Genomic DNA, 16,544 nt, shown 5'->3' with positions numbered 1-16,544 from the left:
CGACGCACCGGCCGCGCCTCCTTGCCGGACGGGGCCCCGCGGCCCCGTCGCATCAGGCCGAGGTTCCCCGGGACGCGCCGCCGCTGCGCCTATTGCGCGCGGGGCGCCTGGCGGGTGCGGCGGTCGGCCGACGCGGTCTGGGTGCCGCGCTGCCGCCGTTGCGCGCTGGCCTCGCCGCGTGACCGGCGCTGCGCGCGCGTCTCCCCGCGGTTGCGACGCGCGGCGCTGGCCTCGCCGCGCGAACGGCGCTGGCGCTGCGCCTCCGTGCGGCGCGTCCGGCGCGGTGACTGCGCCCGCGGGGCATCGGCCGCGGCGGCGGCTTCGGTGCGGTTCGCGCCGGCGCCGCTGGGCTGCGCGCTGGCGGAACCCATGGTCCCGAGGGCAAGCAGGAGGCCCGCGGCAAGCAGGAAGGCTCGAGACATGGCGTCGGATCCTTTTCGACCGGCGAACCGGCAAGGGCGTGACGGCACGGTCGGGGGCCCGCTACCTGGAGGACACTCTACGCTTGCCGGCCTGTCGCAGGCTTGTCCGGAAAGTGACTGATCGGAAACATTTGCTGCACCTGCGCAGCGCCGTCCCCGGCGGCGCTCAGCGGAGCGCCAGCCGCGCCCGTCGCACCGCATGGAGCGCCTTGCCGGGATGGCCCTGCGCCATCTCGGCCGCCGCCGTGCGGAGATGCGCGGCCAGCCACTCGACATGCCGCGGCGGCGTCGCACCGCGCATCGCGTCCAGGCTGACGCGGGTGCCCACCAGGCCGATCGCCGTGCTCGCCGCCTGGTGATGCCCCGCGCGCAGGTCGTGCTCCACCTCGGCCAGCAGGTGGTCGATCACGGCGTGCGGGCCGCCGACATCCTCGGCCAGCGGCTGCTGCGGGTCGGCCGCGGCGCCCTCGGCATGGCTCGGCGCATCCGCCGCCGGCAGGCGGATGTGGGAGAGCAGGTCCATCATGGACTTCGAGAAGGGCGTGTCGGTCATGGTCGGTCCTGCATTCCTCGCGTGTGGTGGCGGCCCCGCCGGGGCCGTCGGGTGAAGGTTGCGGCAGCGGGCCGGGCGCTGCCTTGATCCGGAACAAGTCCTGCGGCCGAAAGCCCCGCGCCGGCTGGGGTCAGCGTGCCCGTCCCCGGCGCCGGACGCCGTCCGCGACCAGGGTGCAGCCCGCGACCGTGGCCATGATCGTAAGCCCCGGCCACATGGCCGCCCAGGGGGCGCTGAACACGAGGTCCTGCGCATTTGCAAGCATGTTCCCCCAGGAGGGCGCCGGCGGGCTGATCCCGAGGCCAAGGAAGGACAGGGTGCTCTCCGCCAGGATCGCACCCGCGACGGCGAGCGCGGTCGCGACCGCGATCGGGGGCACAAGGGCCGGCAGGACGTGGCGGGCGAGGATGCGCGCCTCCCCGGCGCCGAGCGCGCGTGCGGCGCGCACATGGTCGCGCGAGAGCGTGGCCAGTGCCGCCGCCCGCGCGAGCCGCGCCACGCCGACCCATCCGAAGACCGCCAGGATGACGACGATGCGGAGTACGTCCCCCGCCGGCTCCCCCCGCGCGGGCAGGCCGATTCGGGACGGGTCCGCCGCGGCCAGCAGCACGAGCAGCGGCAGGGCGGGCAGCGCCAGCATAAAATCCGCGAGACGCATCACGATCGCGTCCGTGACACCCCCGCGCCAGGCGGCGAGCAGCCCGGCCGCCGTGCCGATCACGGTCGCGGCCAGCGCCGCCGCCAACCCGACCGCGAGCGAGACCCGCGCGCCGAACAGCAGCCGCAGCAGGATGTCGCGCCCGAGGTCGTCGGTGCCGAGCGGATGCCTGGCCGAAGGCGGCTCGAACCGCGCCAGCAGGTCCGGCGCGAAGGGATCGTGGCCGAGCGCATCGGCCGCGAAGGGCGCGGCGATGGCGGCCAGCGCCAGCGCGCCGAGCAGCGCGAGGCCGAGGGCGAGGCGGCTCATCGCTCGCGCAGCCGGGGATCGAGGGCGCGCTGCGCGAGGTCCGCGCCGAGCGTCGCGAGCATGGTCGTGAGCGCGACCAGCAGCAGCGCGACCAGCGCGAGGTTGGTGTCGTTGCCCATCACCGCGTCGTACAGCAGCTTGCCCATGCCCGGGCGGGCGAAGACCGTCTCGGTGACCAGCGCGCCGCCGGCCAGCGCGCCGGCATCGAGTGCCGCGATCTGCAGCACCGGCAGCGCGGCGTTGGGGAAGGCATGGCGGAACAGCACGATGCGCTCCGGCGCGCCGCGGGCACGGGCGGTGCGGATCCAGGGTTCGGTGAGCGTCGCCTCGAGGCTCGCGGCCGAATGGCGCGCATAGGCGGCGAGGTGCGCGATGGCGAGCGTCGCGACCGGCAGCACCAGGTAGCGCAGCCCCGCGCCAGCTTCGGCCGCCCCGCCGGCCGGGAGCCAGCCGAGCGTGACCGCGAAGGCGATGATCAGCAGGATGCCGAGCCAGAAGGTCGGCATCGCCTGGCCCATCACCGCGATCGCATCCACCGCCGGGGCGGCGCGCGGGCGCGATGCCGCGAGCGCGCCCAGCGCCACGCCGAGCGTCAGCGCGACCAGCAGCGCCGTGCCGGCGAGTGCCAGCGTGGACAGCAGCGCGGGCCCGAGCAATGCCGCCACGGGCTGCGCGAACAGGCGCGAATAGCCGAAATCACCCCGCAGCAGGCCGGACGCCCAGGCGAGGTAGCGTTCGTGGAAGGGCCGGTCGAGGCCATGCAGCGCGCGCATCCGCGCCGCGTCCTCGGAGGTGAGGCGCGGGTCGCCGGCGATGGCGACCTCGATCGGGTCGCCGGGCATCAGCGCGATCAGGGCGAAGGCACAGAAGGAAAGGATCGCGAGCGTCGCCGCGATCTGCGCGAGGCGGGCGGGAAGGATGCGCCCCATCAGCGCACCCGCCATTCCTCCGCCCACAACGGCGAGGCGTTGAGATGCCCGGTCGGCCGCACGCCATCGAGCCATTGCGGCCAGACATGCGCATCGGCGCGGAACCAGAGCGGGATCGCGGGCAGCTCCTCCGCGTAGATCGCCTGCAAGCGGCGCCACATCGCGCGGCGTCGCTCGCGGTCGAGTTCCTCGGGGATGCCGTGGGTCAGCGCGTCCACCTCGGCGTTGCGGAAGCCGCCGTAGTTCTGGCCGGACCAGTTGCGCTCCTCGCGCGGGATCTCGTCCGAATGGAGCGCGCTGCGCGGCACGCTTTCCGGCGCGCTGATCCAGGCGAACAGCGCGAGGCCCTGGAAGCGGCGGCGCGACAGGGTTTCCGCGAAGAAGACGCGCGGCGGCTCGTTCCTGATGCGCGCCTCGATGCCCGCCTGGCGCCACATGCCCTGCAGCACCTGCTGCACCTGTTCGCGTGCGCGGTTGCCGGCGGTCGTCATGAATTCGAGGGACAGGCGTTCGCCGGCTGCGTTGCGGCGTATGCCGTCCGGCCCGGGCGTCCAGCCGGCCTCGTCGAGCAGCGCACGGGCCCGGGCCAGGTCGAAGGGCCAGCGCCGCACATCCGGGTCGTGCATCGGGTCGAGCGGGTTGACGCTGGTATGCGCCACAGGCTGGCGGCCGCCGAACAGCCGTTCGGTGATGGTCGCGCGGTCGGTCGCCATCAGCAGCGCCTGGCGCACGCGACGGTCGCCGAGCGCCACGTGGTCGTGCCGGAGGTCGAGATGCTCGTAGATCAGCCCCGGCTGGTAGGTGAAGCGGAAGCGGTTGCCGGCACGCCGCTCCAGCGCGATGGCCTGCTCGATCGGCAGGCCGAGTTCGCCCGCGATCATGTCCACCTGGCCCGCGAGAAGCTGCGCCTCCAGCGCCGGCGTGTTCTCGACCGTGCGGATCACGATGCGGCGGAAGGCGGGCGCGGCGCCGGTCCAGGCCTCGTTGCGCTCCAGCGTGACCGAGGCGCCGGGCTGCACGCCCGTGATGCGCCACGGCCCGTTCCAGAGCGCGGGGTTGGTCGTTTCCGTGTCGTAGGCGGTGCGGGTGCGATAGGCGCGCGGGTCGGCCTGCCAGCGGGCGCGCTCGACATGCGCGGGCAGCGGCTGGAAGTCCCCCATCGAGGCATATTCGAAGGTGACGCGGTCGAAGCGCAGCGTGACCGTGCGCGGGTCCACCACGATGAGTTCGTAGGCGCTGCGGTAGAATTCCGCCGGGCCGAAGCCGGTGGCAGCCTCGCGCCCGGCTTCCCAGGCGAAGCGGAGGTCCTCGGCGGAAACCGGCGTGCCGTCGCCCCAGCGCAGCCCTTCCCGCAGGCGGAAGGTGACGCGGATGCCGGCCTTCCCGTCGGGTGTGGTCTCGCGTTCGGCGCCGCCGTTCTCGAGGCTGGGAAGGGTCTCGCAGGTGAGGCACGCCAGGCGCCAGTCGGCGCCATAGGCGGTGAGCGGACGGCGCGCGAAGCCCAGCACGTAGGACTTGGCCGCCATGTTCTCGATGTTGGGGTGGAAGGTGGAGGGGTACTGGGTGATGCCGATGGTCAGGCTGTCGCGCGGCTGCGCGGCGGCGGGCGCCGCCAGCGCCAGCAGGAGCGCGGCGGCGCCGAGCCTCATTCGGCCGCGTCCTTCGGCTTCGCCTCGCCCGCCCCGCCATGCGCGACGGACCAGGACACCGGGTCCTCGAGGAACTTCCGCACTTCCTTGAGCGCGGCCTCGCTGAAATACGGCTTCTCCCGGCACACCTCGAGCACGTCCCACCAGGTGCAGAGGTGATGAAGGTTCAGCCCCATCTCCTTCAGCTTCTCGAAGGATCCTGGGAAGACGCCGTAGTAGAACACCACGAAGGTGTGGTCGCAGATCGCGCCCGCTTCGCGCAGCGCATTGGCGAAGCGGATCTTGGAGCCGCCATCGGTCGTCAGGTCCTCGACCAGCAACGTGCGCTGGCCGACGGGCACTTCGCCCTCGATCAGCGCGTTGCGGCCGAAGCCCTTGGGCTTCTTCCGCACATACGCCATGGGCGCCATCATCCGGTCGGCGATCCAGGCGCCGAAGGGGATGCCGGCGGTCTCGCCGCCCACCACGATGTCGATCGATTCGTAGCCGACATGCCGGCCGATCTTCTCGACGCCGAGTTCCATGATGCGGTTGCGCGCGCGCGGGAAGGAGATGATCTTGCGGCAGTCGATATAGACCGGCGAGGCCCAGCCGCTGGTGAAGGTGTAGGGCTCCTCGGGGCGGAAGTTCACCGCCTTGATCTCGAGCAGGATGCGCGCGGTGGTCAGGGCGGCGTCGCGGTCCCAGTCGGAGGCGTGCAGCGCGGTCATGGCGGTCTGTCCTGGTGGTGGTCCTTGTCGCCCCTGTCCTAATCGGCAGTGCGGGCGCCGTCCATGACGGAGGCGGAGGCCGGGCGCATCTGGGTGCTGGCGGACCCGCGGGCGGGAACGGCGGCGCAGGCCATCGGCATCGCAGAACGGCTCGGGCGCCCGTTCCGCACGATGCCGCTGGCCTGGGGGCCGCTCGCGCGGCTGCCGCTGCGCTGGCCGACGCTGGCGGGGATGGGCGCGGCGGCGCGCCGCGGCCTCGCGCCGCCCTGGCCGCGCCTCGTGATCTCGGCCGGGCGCAGGAGCGCGCCGGTCGCGCTGTGGCTGGCGGGGCAGGGGGCGCGCACCGTCCATTGCATGCGCCCGGGCTTCGCCGAGCACCGCTTCGGCCTGCTGGTGGCCGGGCGGCACGATTCCCCGCCGGCGGCACCGAACCTTGTCGCGATCCTGGGCGCGACGCATCGCATGTCGCCCGCGCGCCTGGCGGCGGCGCGGGAGGAATGGAGCATGTTCGCCGCCTTCCCGTCGCCGCGCGTGGCGCTGCTGCTCGGCGGCCCGCCGCGGGGGGAGGGCATGGCGCCGGGCACGGCGGCCGCCATCGCCCGCCAGGTCGCGGGCTTCGCCGGCAGCGTGCTGGCCACGGGCTCGCGCCGCACCGGCCGTCCGGCGGAGACCGCGGCGGCCGGGATGATCGGCGACCTGCCGCACCACCTGCATCGCTGGGGGGATGGCGGCGCCAACCCCTATGCCGGGCTGCTCGCCTGGGCGGATGCGGTGGTCGTGACGGGCGATTCCGTCTCCATGGTCTCGGAGGCGCTGGCGACCGAGGTGCCGGTGTTCATCGCCGATCCGGGCGGGCTCGGGGCGCGCCACCGGCGCCTGCACGACAGCCTCTATGCCGCGCGCCAGGCGCGACCGCTGGCCGAGGCGCCCACCCCCTTCGCGCGGGAGCCGCTCGACGAGACCGGGCGCGTCGCCTTCGAGGTGGCGGAACGCTTCCTGGAGGACTGGCCGGTCTGAGCCGGCTGCCTCAGGCCGGCGCGGGCGGCCGCGCCAGGCGCAGCGCCGCGATGCCACCCAGGCCGACCGCGAGGCCGATCAGGTCCGTCGTGCCTTCCGGGATCAGCATCAGCAGCCCGCCCAGCAGGATCGGCACGCGCGCCCAGAGCGGCGTCCGGCCCACCTTGTAGACGTAGCCTTCGAGCGCCGAGGCGATCAGCACCACCGCGACGGCCGCGGTCAGCACCGCCTGCGCGATGGTCGGCAGGTCCCCGCGCAGGATCAGCGCCGGCTGCAGCACGAACAGCACCGGCAGCAGCATGAGCAGGAAGCCGATGCGCAGCGCCATCAGCCCCGTGAGCATCGGGCTCGACTTCGCGATGGAGGCCGCGGCGATGGCGGCAAGCGCCACCGGCGGCGTGATGAAGGACACGATGCCCCAGTAGAGGACGTAGAGGTGCGACGCCATCGGGTCGAGCCCCGCCTGCACCAGCGCCGGCGCCAGCACGATGGCCAGGAAGATGTAGCAGGCCGAGGCCGTCATCCCCATGCCGAGGATGAACGACGTGATGGCGCCGAAGAACAGCAGCAGCGCGATGTTGCCCGCCGCGTATTGCACCAGCTCGCGCGAGAAGGAATTGGCGACGCCCGTCATCGACAGCGCGCCGATGATGAGCCCGATACCCGCAATGAGCGCGACCAGCTGCGCGACCGCCTGGCCGGCATCGACCACGAGGCCGCAGAAGCGGCGCAGGTTGAACCCGGTGGTCCGCGCGCGCAGCACGGCGATGCCCAGGAGGAACAGGCAGACCCAGAAGGGCGCCTCCGCCTCGATCCGGAAAGCGAGCAGCAGCACGGTCAGGCCGACGATCGCCGCGATGTAGTACCAGCCGGACAGCAGCGTGGGCAGCAGCGGCGGCACTTCGCTGCGCGCCACGCCGCGCAGGCCGTTGCGCACGGCATAGAGATCGGTCTGCAGGAACAGCGCGCCGTAGTAGAGGACGCTGGGCAGCACGGCGGCGACCATCACCTCGGCGTAGGGCACGTTCAGGAAGTTCGCCATGATGAAGGCGGCCGCGCCCATCACCGGCGGCATCAGCGCGCCGCCCGTCGACGCGCAGGCCTCGACCGCGCCGGCGTAGTGCGGCGCGTAGCCGCAGCGCTTCATGGTCGGGATGGTGAGCGTGCCGGTGGTCAGCACGTTCGAGGTCGGGCTGCCCGAGAGCATGCCGAACATCGCCGACGACACCACCGCCACCTTGGCCGGCCCGCCGCGTGAGGTGCCCATCAGCGACAGCGCGAAATCCATGAAGAAGGCGGCGCCGCCCGTGGCCGAGAGCACGACGCCGAAGACGAGGAAGCCGATCAGCGTGTCGCTCACCACCTGCATCGGGATGCCGATGATGCTCTCGGTGCCGAAGACATGCTCGCGCGCGGCATCGAGCGGCGTGAACTGGACGCCCCAGAGGAAGCCCGGCGCGCTATCCGCGATGAGCGGGAAAAGGCCGAACAGCAGGCAGGCGATGAACAGCACGATCTCGCCCGTGCGGCGCACGCCGTCGAGGATCAGCACGAGCAGCAGCACGCCGAGCCAGGCGGCCCAGTCCGGCGCCGTCGCGTTCCAGCCTGCGAGCTGGATGCGCAGCGCCTCGGTCGCGAGCCAGATGCCGAGCGCCAGAACCGTTCCCGCGCAGATCCAGTCGAACCAGGGAACGCGCGCCTTGTGCGACTTCAGTGCCGGGAAGGCCAGGAAGGCGAAGCCGCCGAAGCAGCCGAGCACCAGGTAGTAGTAAGCCGTGCTGATCGGCCGGAAGCCGCCGATGCCGAGGTTGAACACCTGGTTCACCGTCAGCATCAGACCCGCCGAGGCGAGCACGAAGGCCGCCCAGAAGGCAGCGCCCGTCAGGCGTGTCGATCGCGCCTCCGGATCCTCGGGCATGGGTTGCGCGCTGGCGGTGCTGGACATGCGGGGTGGTCCTGGCGGCGGAGACGAAACCGCCGCCGGCACGGGCCGGCGGCGGCGTCACGGGTGGGCGCGGCGAAGCTTCAGCCGAGGGTCGCGAGGGCGGCGCGCCGGCGTTCGCCCCAGGCGTTCGAGAAGGCCTCGCCTTCCAGGTTGCGGCTGCGTGCGCCGGGCAGAAATTCGCCCCAGGCTTGGCGCAGCGTGTTGTTGCGACGCAGCGCGCCGTCCTGCCAGGCCTGCGCCTCGGCGTTCCAGACGCCGACCTCGGTCAGGAAGCGGATCGCGCCCGGGTGGAAGGCCGCGTCCATCGGCGGCGTGCCGGCCTGGCTCATCGCCCAGCGCGGCATGGTCGCGTTGACGCCCTTGTAGAGGTCGAAGGTCTGGTGCACCGCCTTCATCAGGGCATAGACCTCGGCGTCCGGCGTGTCGGAATTCACCGTGATCATGGGGTAGCGGTAGCCCATGACGTTCGCGGGCGAGCTTTCCGACACGCCCGAGCCGATCGTCTCGCGCAGCGGCTCGGCGAAGGAGACGACGCGGCGCATCGCAGCCCAGCCCTGCGCATTGTTCGGGTCGAGTTGCACCCAGGAGATGCCGCGCGGGCTTGCCTCCAGCTCACGCAGGACGGACGTGTTCACCGCCGCGCCGGCGCAGTCCGCACGGCCTTCGATCAGCGCGCGCAGGCTGGCCACGTAGGACGGGAACTGCACGAGCTGCACGTCATTCAGCGTAAGGCCCGCGAAGGCCAGCACCGGCTCGACCTTGATGTTGACCGACGAATTCGCCGGCACCCAGGCCATGCGCTTGCCCTTGAGGTCCTCGGGCTTGGTGATGCCGCTTTCCTTCGTGGCCACGACAGAGAACGCGTTCTTGCGCCCCATCAGCACGCGGAAATCCTGCGGGCCCCAGTCGGGCGTCGCGTATTCGTAGATGCCCTCGGCCGCGAAGAACAACTCGTTGGCGAGCCAGGCATGGGACGCGCGGCGCTGCTTCAGCGGCAGGATGCGCCCGATCGACGTGCCGGACGGCAGCAGCCTGACGCGGGAGCCATGGGCGCGGCCGAGCGCGTCGGAAATCGCGGAGGCCTCCACATAGCCGGCGGATCCGACGTCGTAGACCGACCAGACCATCGTGGAGGGCAGGTCCGGCATTGCGGTCTGCGCGAGGCCCGGCCGGGCGAGGGCTCCGGTGCCGAGCGCTGCGGTGAGGGCAAGTCCCGTGCGGCGGGTGATCATGGCGGCTCCCGTTCCTTCTGTTCTTGGTTGTGGCCCCGCAGACTACCCCGAGGACGCGCGGGCCTGTCAAACCGTCGCGGCGGCCGCGCCCGGGTCGTGGAGGAGTTCGTCGGCGATCCCGTCCGCGCCCGGATCGAGCGGGTCGCGCGGCAGCACCCGGTGCACGAGCACGAGGCGCGCGAGCTCGCGCCGCTCCGGCAGGCCGGCCCGCGCTGCCTCCCATGCCATCGCAGTGGCCGCGGTGACGTTGAAGAGGCCGCTCGCCGCCTGGCGCGCCAGCACCGGCCCGCCCTCGGCGCCGGCATGGCGCGCAAGTGCGACGGCGCGGGCCGTCGCGTCGTCGAGGAGCGGCAGCGGATCGGGCGTCGCGGCGCGCAGTGCGCCGAGATGCGCCTCCAGTGCCTCGAGCGAGCTTTCGCGCGCCGCGGCACGCAGCACGTCGAGCGCCACGATGTTCGACGTGCCTTCCCAGATCGAGCCCAGATGCGCGTCGCGCATCAGCCGGGCATCGGGGAAGTCCTCGATGTAGCCGCAGCCGCCGCGCACCTCCATCGCGTCGCCCGTGACGACGCGCGCGTCGCGGCAGGCACGGAACTTCAGCAGCGGCGTCAGGATGCGCAGCAGCGCGTAGGCGCCGGGTTCGCCGGCATCGGACCGGCGCAGGGCCTCCGCGGTCTGGAACACCATCGACCGGGCCTGTTCGGCACGCACCAGCATCTTGGCCAGCTGCCGGCGCATCAGCGGCATCGCGACGATCGGCGTGCCGAAGGCGATGCGGCGATGGGCGATGAACAACGCCTCGGTCACCGCCTTGCGCATCATGCCGGCCGCGCGCACGCCGTTCGACAGGCGGGAATTGTTCACCATGTCGGCCATCTGGCGCATACCCGCGCCGGGCTCGCCGAGCATCCAGGCCGTCGCGCCCTGCAGCGCGATCTCGCCCGACGCCATCGAGCGCGTGCCGAGCTTGTCCTTCAGCCGCACGATCCGGTAGCCGTTCGGCGTGCCGTCGGGCAGCACGCGCGGCACCAGGAACAGCGACACGCCCTTGATGCCCGGCGGGGCACCCTCCGGCCGCGCCAGCACCATGGCCAGCTCGGCATCGGCGTTGGAGCAGAACCACTTGTCGCCGGTGAGTGCCCATGTGCCGTCGGCCTGGGGCGTCGCGGTCACCGCCGTATTGGCGATGTCCGACCCCGCGCCCTGCTCGGTCATGAACATCGCGCCCTGGTAAAGGTCGTCGAGGTCCTGCGTGGTGAGCGCCGGCAGGTAGCGGTCGATCAGCGCCGGGTCGCCGAATTTGCGCAGCGTGCGCGTCAGGCTGTCGGTCATCGAGACCGGGCACATGAGGCCGAATTCCGCCTGCACGAACAGATAGGTGATGGCGTATTTCGCCGCCCCCGGCATGGGCGCCGGCCAGCCGAGCACGCCGCCGCGATGCGACAGCGCGGCGAGCCCGTATTCCCCGAAGGCCAGGCGCTCCATTTCCCGATAGGCGGGGTGGTAGGCGATGGATTGCGCGTCCTCCCCGCGCCGCGTCCGGTGCAGCAACTCGGGCGGGTGCACGTCGGCCGCCGCGGCCAGGCCCGCGAGCGGCCCGCCCGCGAGCGCGCCGAGGCGGTCGAGATGCGGCGCCAGATGCGCGTCGAGGTCGGGCGGCAGATAGATCCGCAGCAGCGCGGCCAGCGTGGGGTCGGCGCGATAGAGGTTGAGGCCGTGGCTGTCCGGGACGGCCTCGGCGCCGATGGGGGCTGGGCGGTTGGGGCGGATGACGGTCATGGCGCAAGGCTACGACCAAGCGGTGGCCTTGGGGAGGGCGCTGCCCTCCCCTGGATCGGTCACGTCACGCGGAAATTGGCGAATTGCCAGGGGCAGGCGGTGTCCACCTCCTCGGGGAACAGCGCGCCGCGGTTCTCGAGCGGCGTCCAGTCGGAATAGACCCCCGCCATCTCCCCCAGGTAGGGGAAGCAGATCTCGAGTGCGCGGGCATGGTCGAGCTCATCCGCCTCGACCAGCCCGGCCTCGGGGTTCTCGATGGCGTAGACCATGCCGGCGAGCACCGCGACGCAGACCTGCAGCGAGGTCGCGTTGTTGTGCGGTGCGAGAGCGCGCGCCTCCTCGATCGTCAGGCGCGATCCGTACCAGTAGGCGCCCTTCGCATGGCCCATTAGCAGCACGCCGAGCTCGTCCATGCCGGAGGTGATCTCCTCCATCATCAGCCGCTTCTCGGGCTGCAGGTCCCAGTTCCGCCCGGCGAATTCGTGCACCGACAGCACCGCGTCGTCGCAGGGGTGGTAGGCGTAGTGGCTGGTCGGGCGATAGACCACCGCGCCCGACGCGTCGCGCAAACTGTAGTAGTCCGCCAGCGAGATGCTCTCATTGTGCGTGATCAGGAAGGAATGCATCGGCCCTTCGAGCGGCGTCCAGGACCGCACGCGCGTCGCGGCCCCGGGGCGCATCAGGTAGATCGCGGCGTCGCAGCCGAAATCGTGGCGCAGGCCGTCGGCCGGCATCGCCTTCTCATGCGTGCCCCAGCCGAGTTCCGCGGGCTGGCAGCCTTCGCCGGTGAAGCCGTCGATCGACCAGGTGTTGACGAATTCGCCCCGCCGCTTGGCCATGTGGGCGGAGACCTGCGTGTCGCGTTCCGCGATGTGGATGACCTTCACGCCGAGGTCGTGCGCGAGCCGCGCCCAGCCCTGCTGCGTGCCGGGCACCTGCGTCGCGTGCCCGGTGTCGCGCGCCACGTCCAGCAGCGCCTGCTTGACGAAATGCGACACCAGCCCGGGATTGGCGCCATGCGTCATCACCGCGGTCGGCCCGGCGCCGGTCTTGAGCGCCAGCGCGCTTTCCCGCAGCGCGTAGTTCGACCGCTGGGACGGCGTCAGCGACGGGTCGGTGTAGCCGCCCACCCAGGGCTCGACGCAGGTATCGAGGTAGAGCGCGCCGATCTCCCGGCACAGCGTGACCAGCGCGACGGAGGAGACGTCGACCGACAGGTTCAGCAGGAAGTCGCCCTTGGCGAGCCGCGTGCGCAGCACCCCCGCATAGTTGGCGCGGGTCAGCGGCAGCACGGTATGGGCGATGCCGTACTGCGCGGCGATCGCCTCCCCGCGCGCGTCGGAGGTGATGATCTCGATCCTCTCCTTCGGCATGTCGATATGCTTCAGGATCAGCGGCAGGACACCCTGGCCGATCGAGCCGAAGCCCAGCATCACGAGGCGGCCTTCAAAGGCGGCATGCTTCATCGTCGTCGTATCCTTGCAGGTCAGGCCGCGCGCGCGGGCGCGGCCGTGTCGTATCCGGCGGTGGCGAGCATGGGCGCATCGGAAACTTCCGCCACATGCGCGCGGTCGAAGCCGTTGAAGGCGGTGCGCAGCGCCGTGCCGTAGGCGCCGAGCTGGCCGACCTCGATCCAGTCGCCCTCCCGCACATCGGCGGGGAGCGTCCAGGGGCCCTTCATCACGTCGGCCGAATCGCAGGTCGGACCGAACAGGGTGAAGTCCCGCGCGACGGCCGCGACCGGGTCCCCGCCCGCACGGACCAGGCGGTGCGGGAAGCGGAAGCCGGGCGCGCCCGCATCCGACAGCGCGCCATAGACGCCGTCGTTCACATACAGCGCATCGCCGCGGCGCTGCTGCACCTGCACCACCACCGAGGCGCCCCCGGCGACCAGCGCGCGGCCGGGCTCGGCCCAGAGCCGCACGCCCGGCGGCAGCAGCGCTGCGCCGTCACGGATCGCGGCCATGAAGGCCGCGAGCGGCGGGGGCGTGCTGCCGGGATAGGCGACCGGGAAGCCGCCGCCGACATCGACGATATCGACCGCGACGCCGGCCGCGGCGATCACCTCGGCCGCCAGCGCCAGCGCGCGCGTCCAGGCCGCGGGGTCCATGCATTGCGAGCCGACATGGAAGGACAGGCCGAGCCGCGCCGCATGCGGGCGGGCGGCGCGCAGCAGCGCCGCGGCCTCCGCCGGCGCGGCGCCGAACTTGCCCGACAGGTCGTAGGCGGCCGAGCCCTTCGGCAGCGCGAGCCGCACCACCAGGCCGAGGTCGCCGCCGCCGGTCTCCTGCAGGATCTTGGTCAGCTCCGCATCGGCATCGAGCACGAAGTCACTGACGCCATGCTGCGCCCAGGCGGCGCGGATGGCGGCGCGGGACTTCACCGGGTGCATGAAGTGGATGGCGGCGCCCGGGAACATGGAGCGCACGAGCCGCACCTCGGCATCCGAGGCGCAGTCGAAATGCGCCACGCCGCCGGCCGCGACGGCGCGCAGCATGGCGGGCTCGGCGTTGCACTTCACGGCATAGAGCACGTCGCCCGGGAAGGCGGCGACGAAGGCGCGCGCGGCGTCGGTCACCGCCTGCGGGCGCAGGCAGTGCAGCGGCTCCTCGGGCCGGAGCGCGGCGACCATGGCATCGACGGTCGCGCGGCGCTGGGTGGCCCCGGGGCGGCGGAGCGGCGCGACTGCGCCGCGGAGGCGGATCTGGGTCATCGCATCGGACCTTGGGGAGGGGGGTTTCGCGCGCCCGCCGCCGCGCCACGGGTTCGCACCCGGGCGCGGCGGCGGCGAATGAGGGAGCCTGCCGGCGGCCCGCCGCAGACGACGCCCCGCTCTCCCCCCGGCCTTGCGGCTTGGGGACGGGGCGGCGGCGCAGCGGCGTGGATCAGGCGCTGCGTCTGGTGCGATGGGGGTCCATCGCAAGGCGGCGGTCAGGCGACACAGGCGGCTCCCTCGAACCTTCCGGCCCACAGCATGGCCGGATCGTGCAAAGGACGCGTCCCGTCGTTGCTTGTGGCCCGGCAAGGCGGGCCTCGCGGCACGTGCGATGGCGTCGGCGCCCCAGGACGGGGCGACGGCCGGAAAATATGCAGCATGTCTGCGGATTGCAAGAAGAAACTCGCGGGGGCGGCATGAGCCGCGCGCATATCGGCCGGAACACCCCCTGTAACAGCCGGAAACTATCCGGCGGTCAACCCTTGCCGGCCAGAAGGCAGAGGTATTCCCAGCCGATCGTCGCCGCCGCCAGCGCGGTCACCTCGGCCACGTCGTAGGCCGGCGCCACCTCGACCACGTCCGCGCCCCGGAAGTCGATCGCGCCCAGCCGCCGCAGGATGCCCTGCGCCTGCCAGGTGGCGAGGCCGCCCACCTCCGGCGTGCCCGTGCCGGGCGCGAAGGCGGGGTCGAGCCCGTCGATGTCGAAGGACAGGTAGGCCGGGCCGGCGCCCACCACCTCCAGCACGCGCGTCGCGACCGCGGCCGGCGTGCTCTCGTGCACCTGCTGGGCGGAGAGGATCGTGACGCCCTGCGCCCGGGTCCAGGCGAACATCTCGGGCCAGGCGGGGGAGCGGATGCCGATTTGGATCATCCGCCGCGGCTCCACCAAGCCTTCAGTGATGGCGTGCCAGAACACCGAGCCATGGGCGAAGCGCTGGCCGAAATTGTCCTCCGACGTGTCGAGATGCGCATCGATGTGCACCATGCCGACCGGCCCGCCGATACGCTTCGTGAGCGCGCGCAGCAGCGGCAGCGTCACGCCGTGCTCGCCGCCGAAGGCGAGCAGGTGGGCAAGCCCCGTCGCCTGCGCCTCGACCAGCCGGAGGCTCTCGGGGATGTCGCCCAGCGCGATGGCGAATTCGCCGAGGTCCGAAAGGTCGAGCGCCGCGGGGTCGGCGCCAGTCTCGGGGTGGCGCCCGTCGGTCAGCATGCGCGCCGCGGCGCGGATGGCACGCGGGCCGTCGCGCGTGCCGGCGCGGTTGGTGGTGCCGATGTCGAGCGGCACGCCCGCCACGCACACGGCCGCGCCGCGGTCGTGGGCGCGGGCGCCGAGGAAGGCGTGCGGGGCGGCGAAGGTCATGGGCGTGGCCATGCGGGCACCTTAAGCGCGCCCCGCCCGCCCCTGTCCAGGACCGGCGCGCGGCGGTAAGTCCCCCCGCATGACGACCCATCCGACCGGACCGCGCGCTGCGCTCGACGCCATCGAAGGCTCCCTGATCCGCGAAGTCTCCGAGGCCGGGCGGGGCATCCCGGGCCTGGTCCGCCTGTTCTTCGGCGAGCCCGACACCGTCACCCCCGCCTTCATCCGGGAGGCGGCGAAGGCGGCGCTCGATGCCGGGGAGACCTTCTACGCGCCCAACCCCGGCATCGCGCCGCTGCGGGACGCGATCGCGCGCTACCTCACCCGCAACGGCCGGCCTGTGGGGCCGGGGCGGGTGGCGGTCACGGCGTCCGGCGTCAATGCGCTGATGCTGGTCGCGCAGGCGCTGCTCGACCCGGGCGACCGGGTGGTGATCCCGATGCCGGCCTGGCCGAACATGGACGGCATCGCGCGGGTGCTGGGCGCGCGGGTCGCGCCGCTGCCGCTGCGGATCGAGAACGGCCTCTGGCGCGTGGATCTCGACGAACTGCTGGCGGCCGTGACGCCGGCCACGCGCCTTCTGTTCCTGAACAGCCCCGGCAACCCGACCGGCTGGACGCTGAGCGCGGCCGAACAGCGCATCATCCTCGACCATTGCCGGCGGACCGGAACCTGGATCCTGGCGGACGACGTCTATGAACGCCTGTTCTTCGCCGGCGACGCGGCGCCGTCCTTCCTGTCCATCGCGACGCCCGAGGACCGCGTCGTCTCGGTCAATTCCTTCAGCAAGTCGTGGTCGATGACGGGCTGGCGGCTGGGGTGGATCGTGGCGCCGCCCGCGCTGATGGACAGCCTCGCCAAGCTCAACGAGTTCAACATGTCCTCGGCCGCGACCTTCGTGCAGCACGCGGGCGTCGCGGCGCTGGACCGGGGGGATGGCTTCATCGCCGAGACGCAGGCGCGCTACCGGGCGTGCCGCGACCTTGCGGTCGAGATCCTCGGCACCGTGCCGGGCGTCACGGCGCCGCGGCCCGACGGCGCGATGTACCTTTTCCTGAAGGTCGCGGCCTGCACGGACAGCGTGGCGCTAGCGAAGTCGCTGCTGCATTCGGCGGGCGTGGGCCTTGCGCCCGGCGCGGCCTTCGGGGCGGGCGGGGAAGGGCATCTGCGCCTCTGTTTCGCGCAGACCGAGGAACGGTTGCGCACGGCCTGCACGCGGGTCGCGCAATCCCTGACCGACCACGCCGCGCGTGGCTGACCGGCGG

At 72.6% G+C, this 16,544-nt stretch carries 14 protein-coding genes; 2 read left to right on the top strand and 12 right to left on the bottom strand.

Annotated features, from left to right (window positions below; translation table 11 throughout):
* Positions 1-89: 89 nt before the first annotated feature.
* The 6 genes from E8M80_RS00270 to E8M80_RS00245 form a co-directional block, all read right to left on the bottom strand.
* Positions 90-422 carry a hypothetical protein gene (locus E8M80_RS00270; RefSeq protein ID WP_137123654.1) on the bottom strand — a complete coding sequence of 111 codons (333 nt, stop codon included), beginning with the start codon at positions 420-422 and terminating at the stop codon, positions 90-92.
* 166 nt (positions 423-588) lie between these two features.
* Positions 589-975 carry a hypothetical protein gene (locus E8M80_RS00265; RefSeq protein WP_137123653.1) on the bottom strand — a complete coding sequence of 129 codons (387 nt, stop codon included), beginning with the start codon at positions 973-975 and terminating at the stop codon, positions 589-591.
* Positions 976-1,105: 130 nt separating this feature from the next.
* Entirely contained in the window at positions 1,106-1,942 is an 837-nt protein-coding gene (locus tag E8M80_RS00260; RefSeq protein WP_137123652.1) for an ABC transporter permease, read from the bottom strand.
* The gene (locus E8M80_RS00255; RefSeq protein WP_240789830.1) at positions 1,939-2,871 is read right to left on the bottom strand and encodes an ABC transporter permease; all 933 of its coding nucleotides are present in this window, start codon (positions 2,869-2,871) and stop codon (positions 1,939-1,941) included. Before E8M80_RS00255 ends, E8M80_RS00260 begins: the two co-directional genes overlap by 4 nt.
* Entirely contained in the window at positions 2,871-4,520 is a 1,650-nt protein-coding gene (locus E8M80_RS00250) for a peptide ABC transporter substrate-binding protein (RefSeq protein ID WP_137123650.1), read from the bottom strand. The genes E8M80_RS00255 and E8M80_RS00250 overlap by 1 nt, the downstream gene beginning before the upstream one ends.
* Positions 4,517-5,230: an orotate phosphoribosyltransferase gene (locus E8M80_RS00245; RefSeq protein ID WP_137123649.1), complete on the bottom strand. Its 714-nt coding sequence runs from the start codon at positions 5,228-5,230 to the stop codon at positions 4,517-4,519. The genes E8M80_RS00250 and E8M80_RS00245 overlap by 4 nt, the downstream gene beginning before the upstream one ends.
* A gap of 63 nt (positions 5,231-5,293) precedes the next feature.
* On the opposite strand from E8M80_RS00245, the gene E8M80_RS00240 reads away from it, so the two are divergent.
* Positions 5,294-6,247, top strand: a complete 954-nt coding sequence (locus E8M80_RS00240; protein WP_137123648.1) for a mitochondrial fission ELM1 family protein — start codon at positions 5,294-5,296, stop codon at positions 6,245-6,247.
* A gap of 10 nt (positions 6,248-6,257) precedes the next feature.
* Here E8M80_RS00240 and E8M80_RS00235 read toward each other — a convergent pair whose 3' ends face one another.
* The 6 genes from E8M80_RS00235 to speB form a co-directional block, all read right to left on the bottom strand.
* On the bottom strand, positions 6,258-8,192 hold the full coding sequence (locus E8M80_RS00235; protein WP_137123647.1) for a TRAP transporter fused permease subunit: 1,935 nt from the start codon (positions 8,190-8,192) through the stop codon (positions 6,258-6,260).
* Between the two features lie 80 nt (positions 8,193-8,272).
* Positions 8,273-9,424, bottom strand: a complete 1,152-nt coding sequence (locus tag E8M80_RS00230; RefSeq protein WP_137123646.1) for a TAXI family TRAP transporter solute-binding subunit — start codon at positions 9,422-9,424, stop codon at positions 8,273-8,275.
* Positions 9,425-9,490: 66 nt separating this feature from the next.
* Positions 9,491-11,203: an acyl-CoA dehydrogenase family protein gene (locus E8M80_RS00225; protein WP_137123645.1), complete on the bottom strand. Its 1,713-nt coding sequence runs from the start codon at positions 11,201-11,203 to the stop codon at positions 9,491-9,493.
* 59 nt (positions 11,204-11,262) lie between these two features.
* Positions 11,263-12,669: a homospermidine synthase gene (locus tag E8M80_RS00220; protein ID WP_137123644.1), complete on the bottom strand. Its 1,407-nt coding sequence runs from the start codon at positions 12,667-12,669 to the stop codon at positions 11,263-11,265.
* Between the two features lie 20 nt (positions 12,670-12,689).
* The gene (locus E8M80_RS00215; RefSeq protein WP_137123643.1) at positions 12,690-13,916 is read right to left on the bottom strand and encodes a type III PLP-dependent enzyme; all 1,227 of its coding nucleotides are present in this window, start codon (positions 13,914-13,916) and stop codon (positions 12,690-12,692) included.
* 478 nt (positions 13,917-14,394) lie between these two features.
* Positions 14,395-15,291 carry an agmatinase gene (gene speB, locus E8M80_RS00210; protein WP_137123642.1) on the bottom strand — a complete coding sequence of 299 codons (897 nt, stop codon included), beginning with the start codon at positions 15,289-15,291 and terminating at the stop codon, positions 14,395-14,397.
* Positions 15,292-15,358: 67 nt separating this feature from the next.
* On the opposite strand from speB, the gene E8M80_RS00205 reads away from it, so the two are divergent.
* Positions 15,359-16,537, top strand: a complete 1,179-nt coding sequence (locus E8M80_RS00205; protein ID WP_137123641.1) for a pyridoxal phosphate-dependent aminotransferase — start codon at positions 15,359-15,361, stop codon at positions 16,535-16,537.
* The last annotated feature ends 7 nt before the right edge of the window (positions 16,538-16,544 follow it).

Origin of the sequence: Roseomonas sp. HF4 (assembly GCF_005222755.1) — a bacterium.
Lineage (GTDB): Bacteria > Pseudomonadota > Alphaproteobacteria > Acetobacterales > Acetobacteraceae > Neoroseomonas.
Note: the sequence above shows the minus strand (reverse complement) of the source record. Positions and strands in the feature narration are given on the sequence as shown.

Bases quoted from the DNA above. Each gene is read 5' to 3' on its own strand.
- E8M80_RS00245 (WP_137123649.1), bottom strand. From the start codon at position 5,230: ATGACCGCGCTGCACGCCTCCGACTGGGACCGCGACGCCGCCCTGACC.
- E8M80_RS00240 (WP_137123648.1), top strand. From the start codon at position 5,294: ATGACGGAGGCGGAGGCCGGGCGCATCTGGGTGCTGGCGGACCCGCGG.
- E8M80_RS00205 (WP_137123641.1), top strand. From the start codon at position 15,359: ATGACGACCCATCCGACCGGACCGCGCGCTGCGCTCGACGCCATCGAA.
- E8M80_RS00225 (WP_137123645.1), bottom strand. From the start codon at position 11,203: ATGACCGTCATCCGCCCCAACCGCCCAGCCCCCATCGGCGCCGAGGCC.
- speB (WP_137123642.1), bottom strand. From the start codon at position 15,291: ATGGCCACGCCCATGACCTTCGCCGCCCCGCACGCCTTCCTCGGCGCC.
- E8M80_RS00260 (WP_137123652.1), bottom strand. From the start codon at position 1,942: ATGAGCCGCCTCGCCCTCGGCCTCGCGCTGCTCGGCGCGCTGGCGCTG.
- E8M80_RS00220 (WP_137123644.1), bottom strand. From the start codon at position 12,669: ATGAAGCATGCCGCCTTTGAAGGCCGCCTCGTGATGCTGGGCTTCGGC.
- E8M80_RS00265 (WP_137123653.1), bottom strand. From the start codon at position 975: ATGACCGACACGCCCTTCTCGAAGTCCATGATGGACCTGCTCTCCCAC.
- E8M80_RS00270 (WP_137123654.1), bottom strand. From the start codon at position 422: ATGTCTCGAGCCTTCCTGCTTGCCGCGGGCCTCCTGCTTGCCCTCGGG.
- E8M80_RS00255 (WP_240789830.1), bottom strand. From the start codon at position 2,871: ATGGGGCGCATCCTTCCCGCCCGCCTCGCGCAGATCGCGGCGACGCTC.
- E8M80_RS00235 (WP_137123647.1), bottom strand. From the start codon at position 8,192: ATGTCCAGCACCGCCAGCGCGCAACCCATGCCCGAGGATCCGGAGGCG.
- E8M80_RS00230 (WP_137123646.1), bottom strand. From the start codon at position 9,424: ATGATCACCCGCCGCACGGGACTTGCCCTCACCGCAGCGCTCGGCACC.
- E8M80_RS00250 (WP_137123650.1), bottom strand. From the start codon at position 4,520: ATGAGGCTCGGCGCCGCCGCGCTCCTGCTGGCGCTGGCGGCGCCCGCC.
- E8M80_RS00215 (WP_137123643.1), bottom strand. From the start codon at position 13,916: ATGACCCAGATCCGCCTCCGCGGCGCAGTCGCGCCGCTCCGCCGCCCC.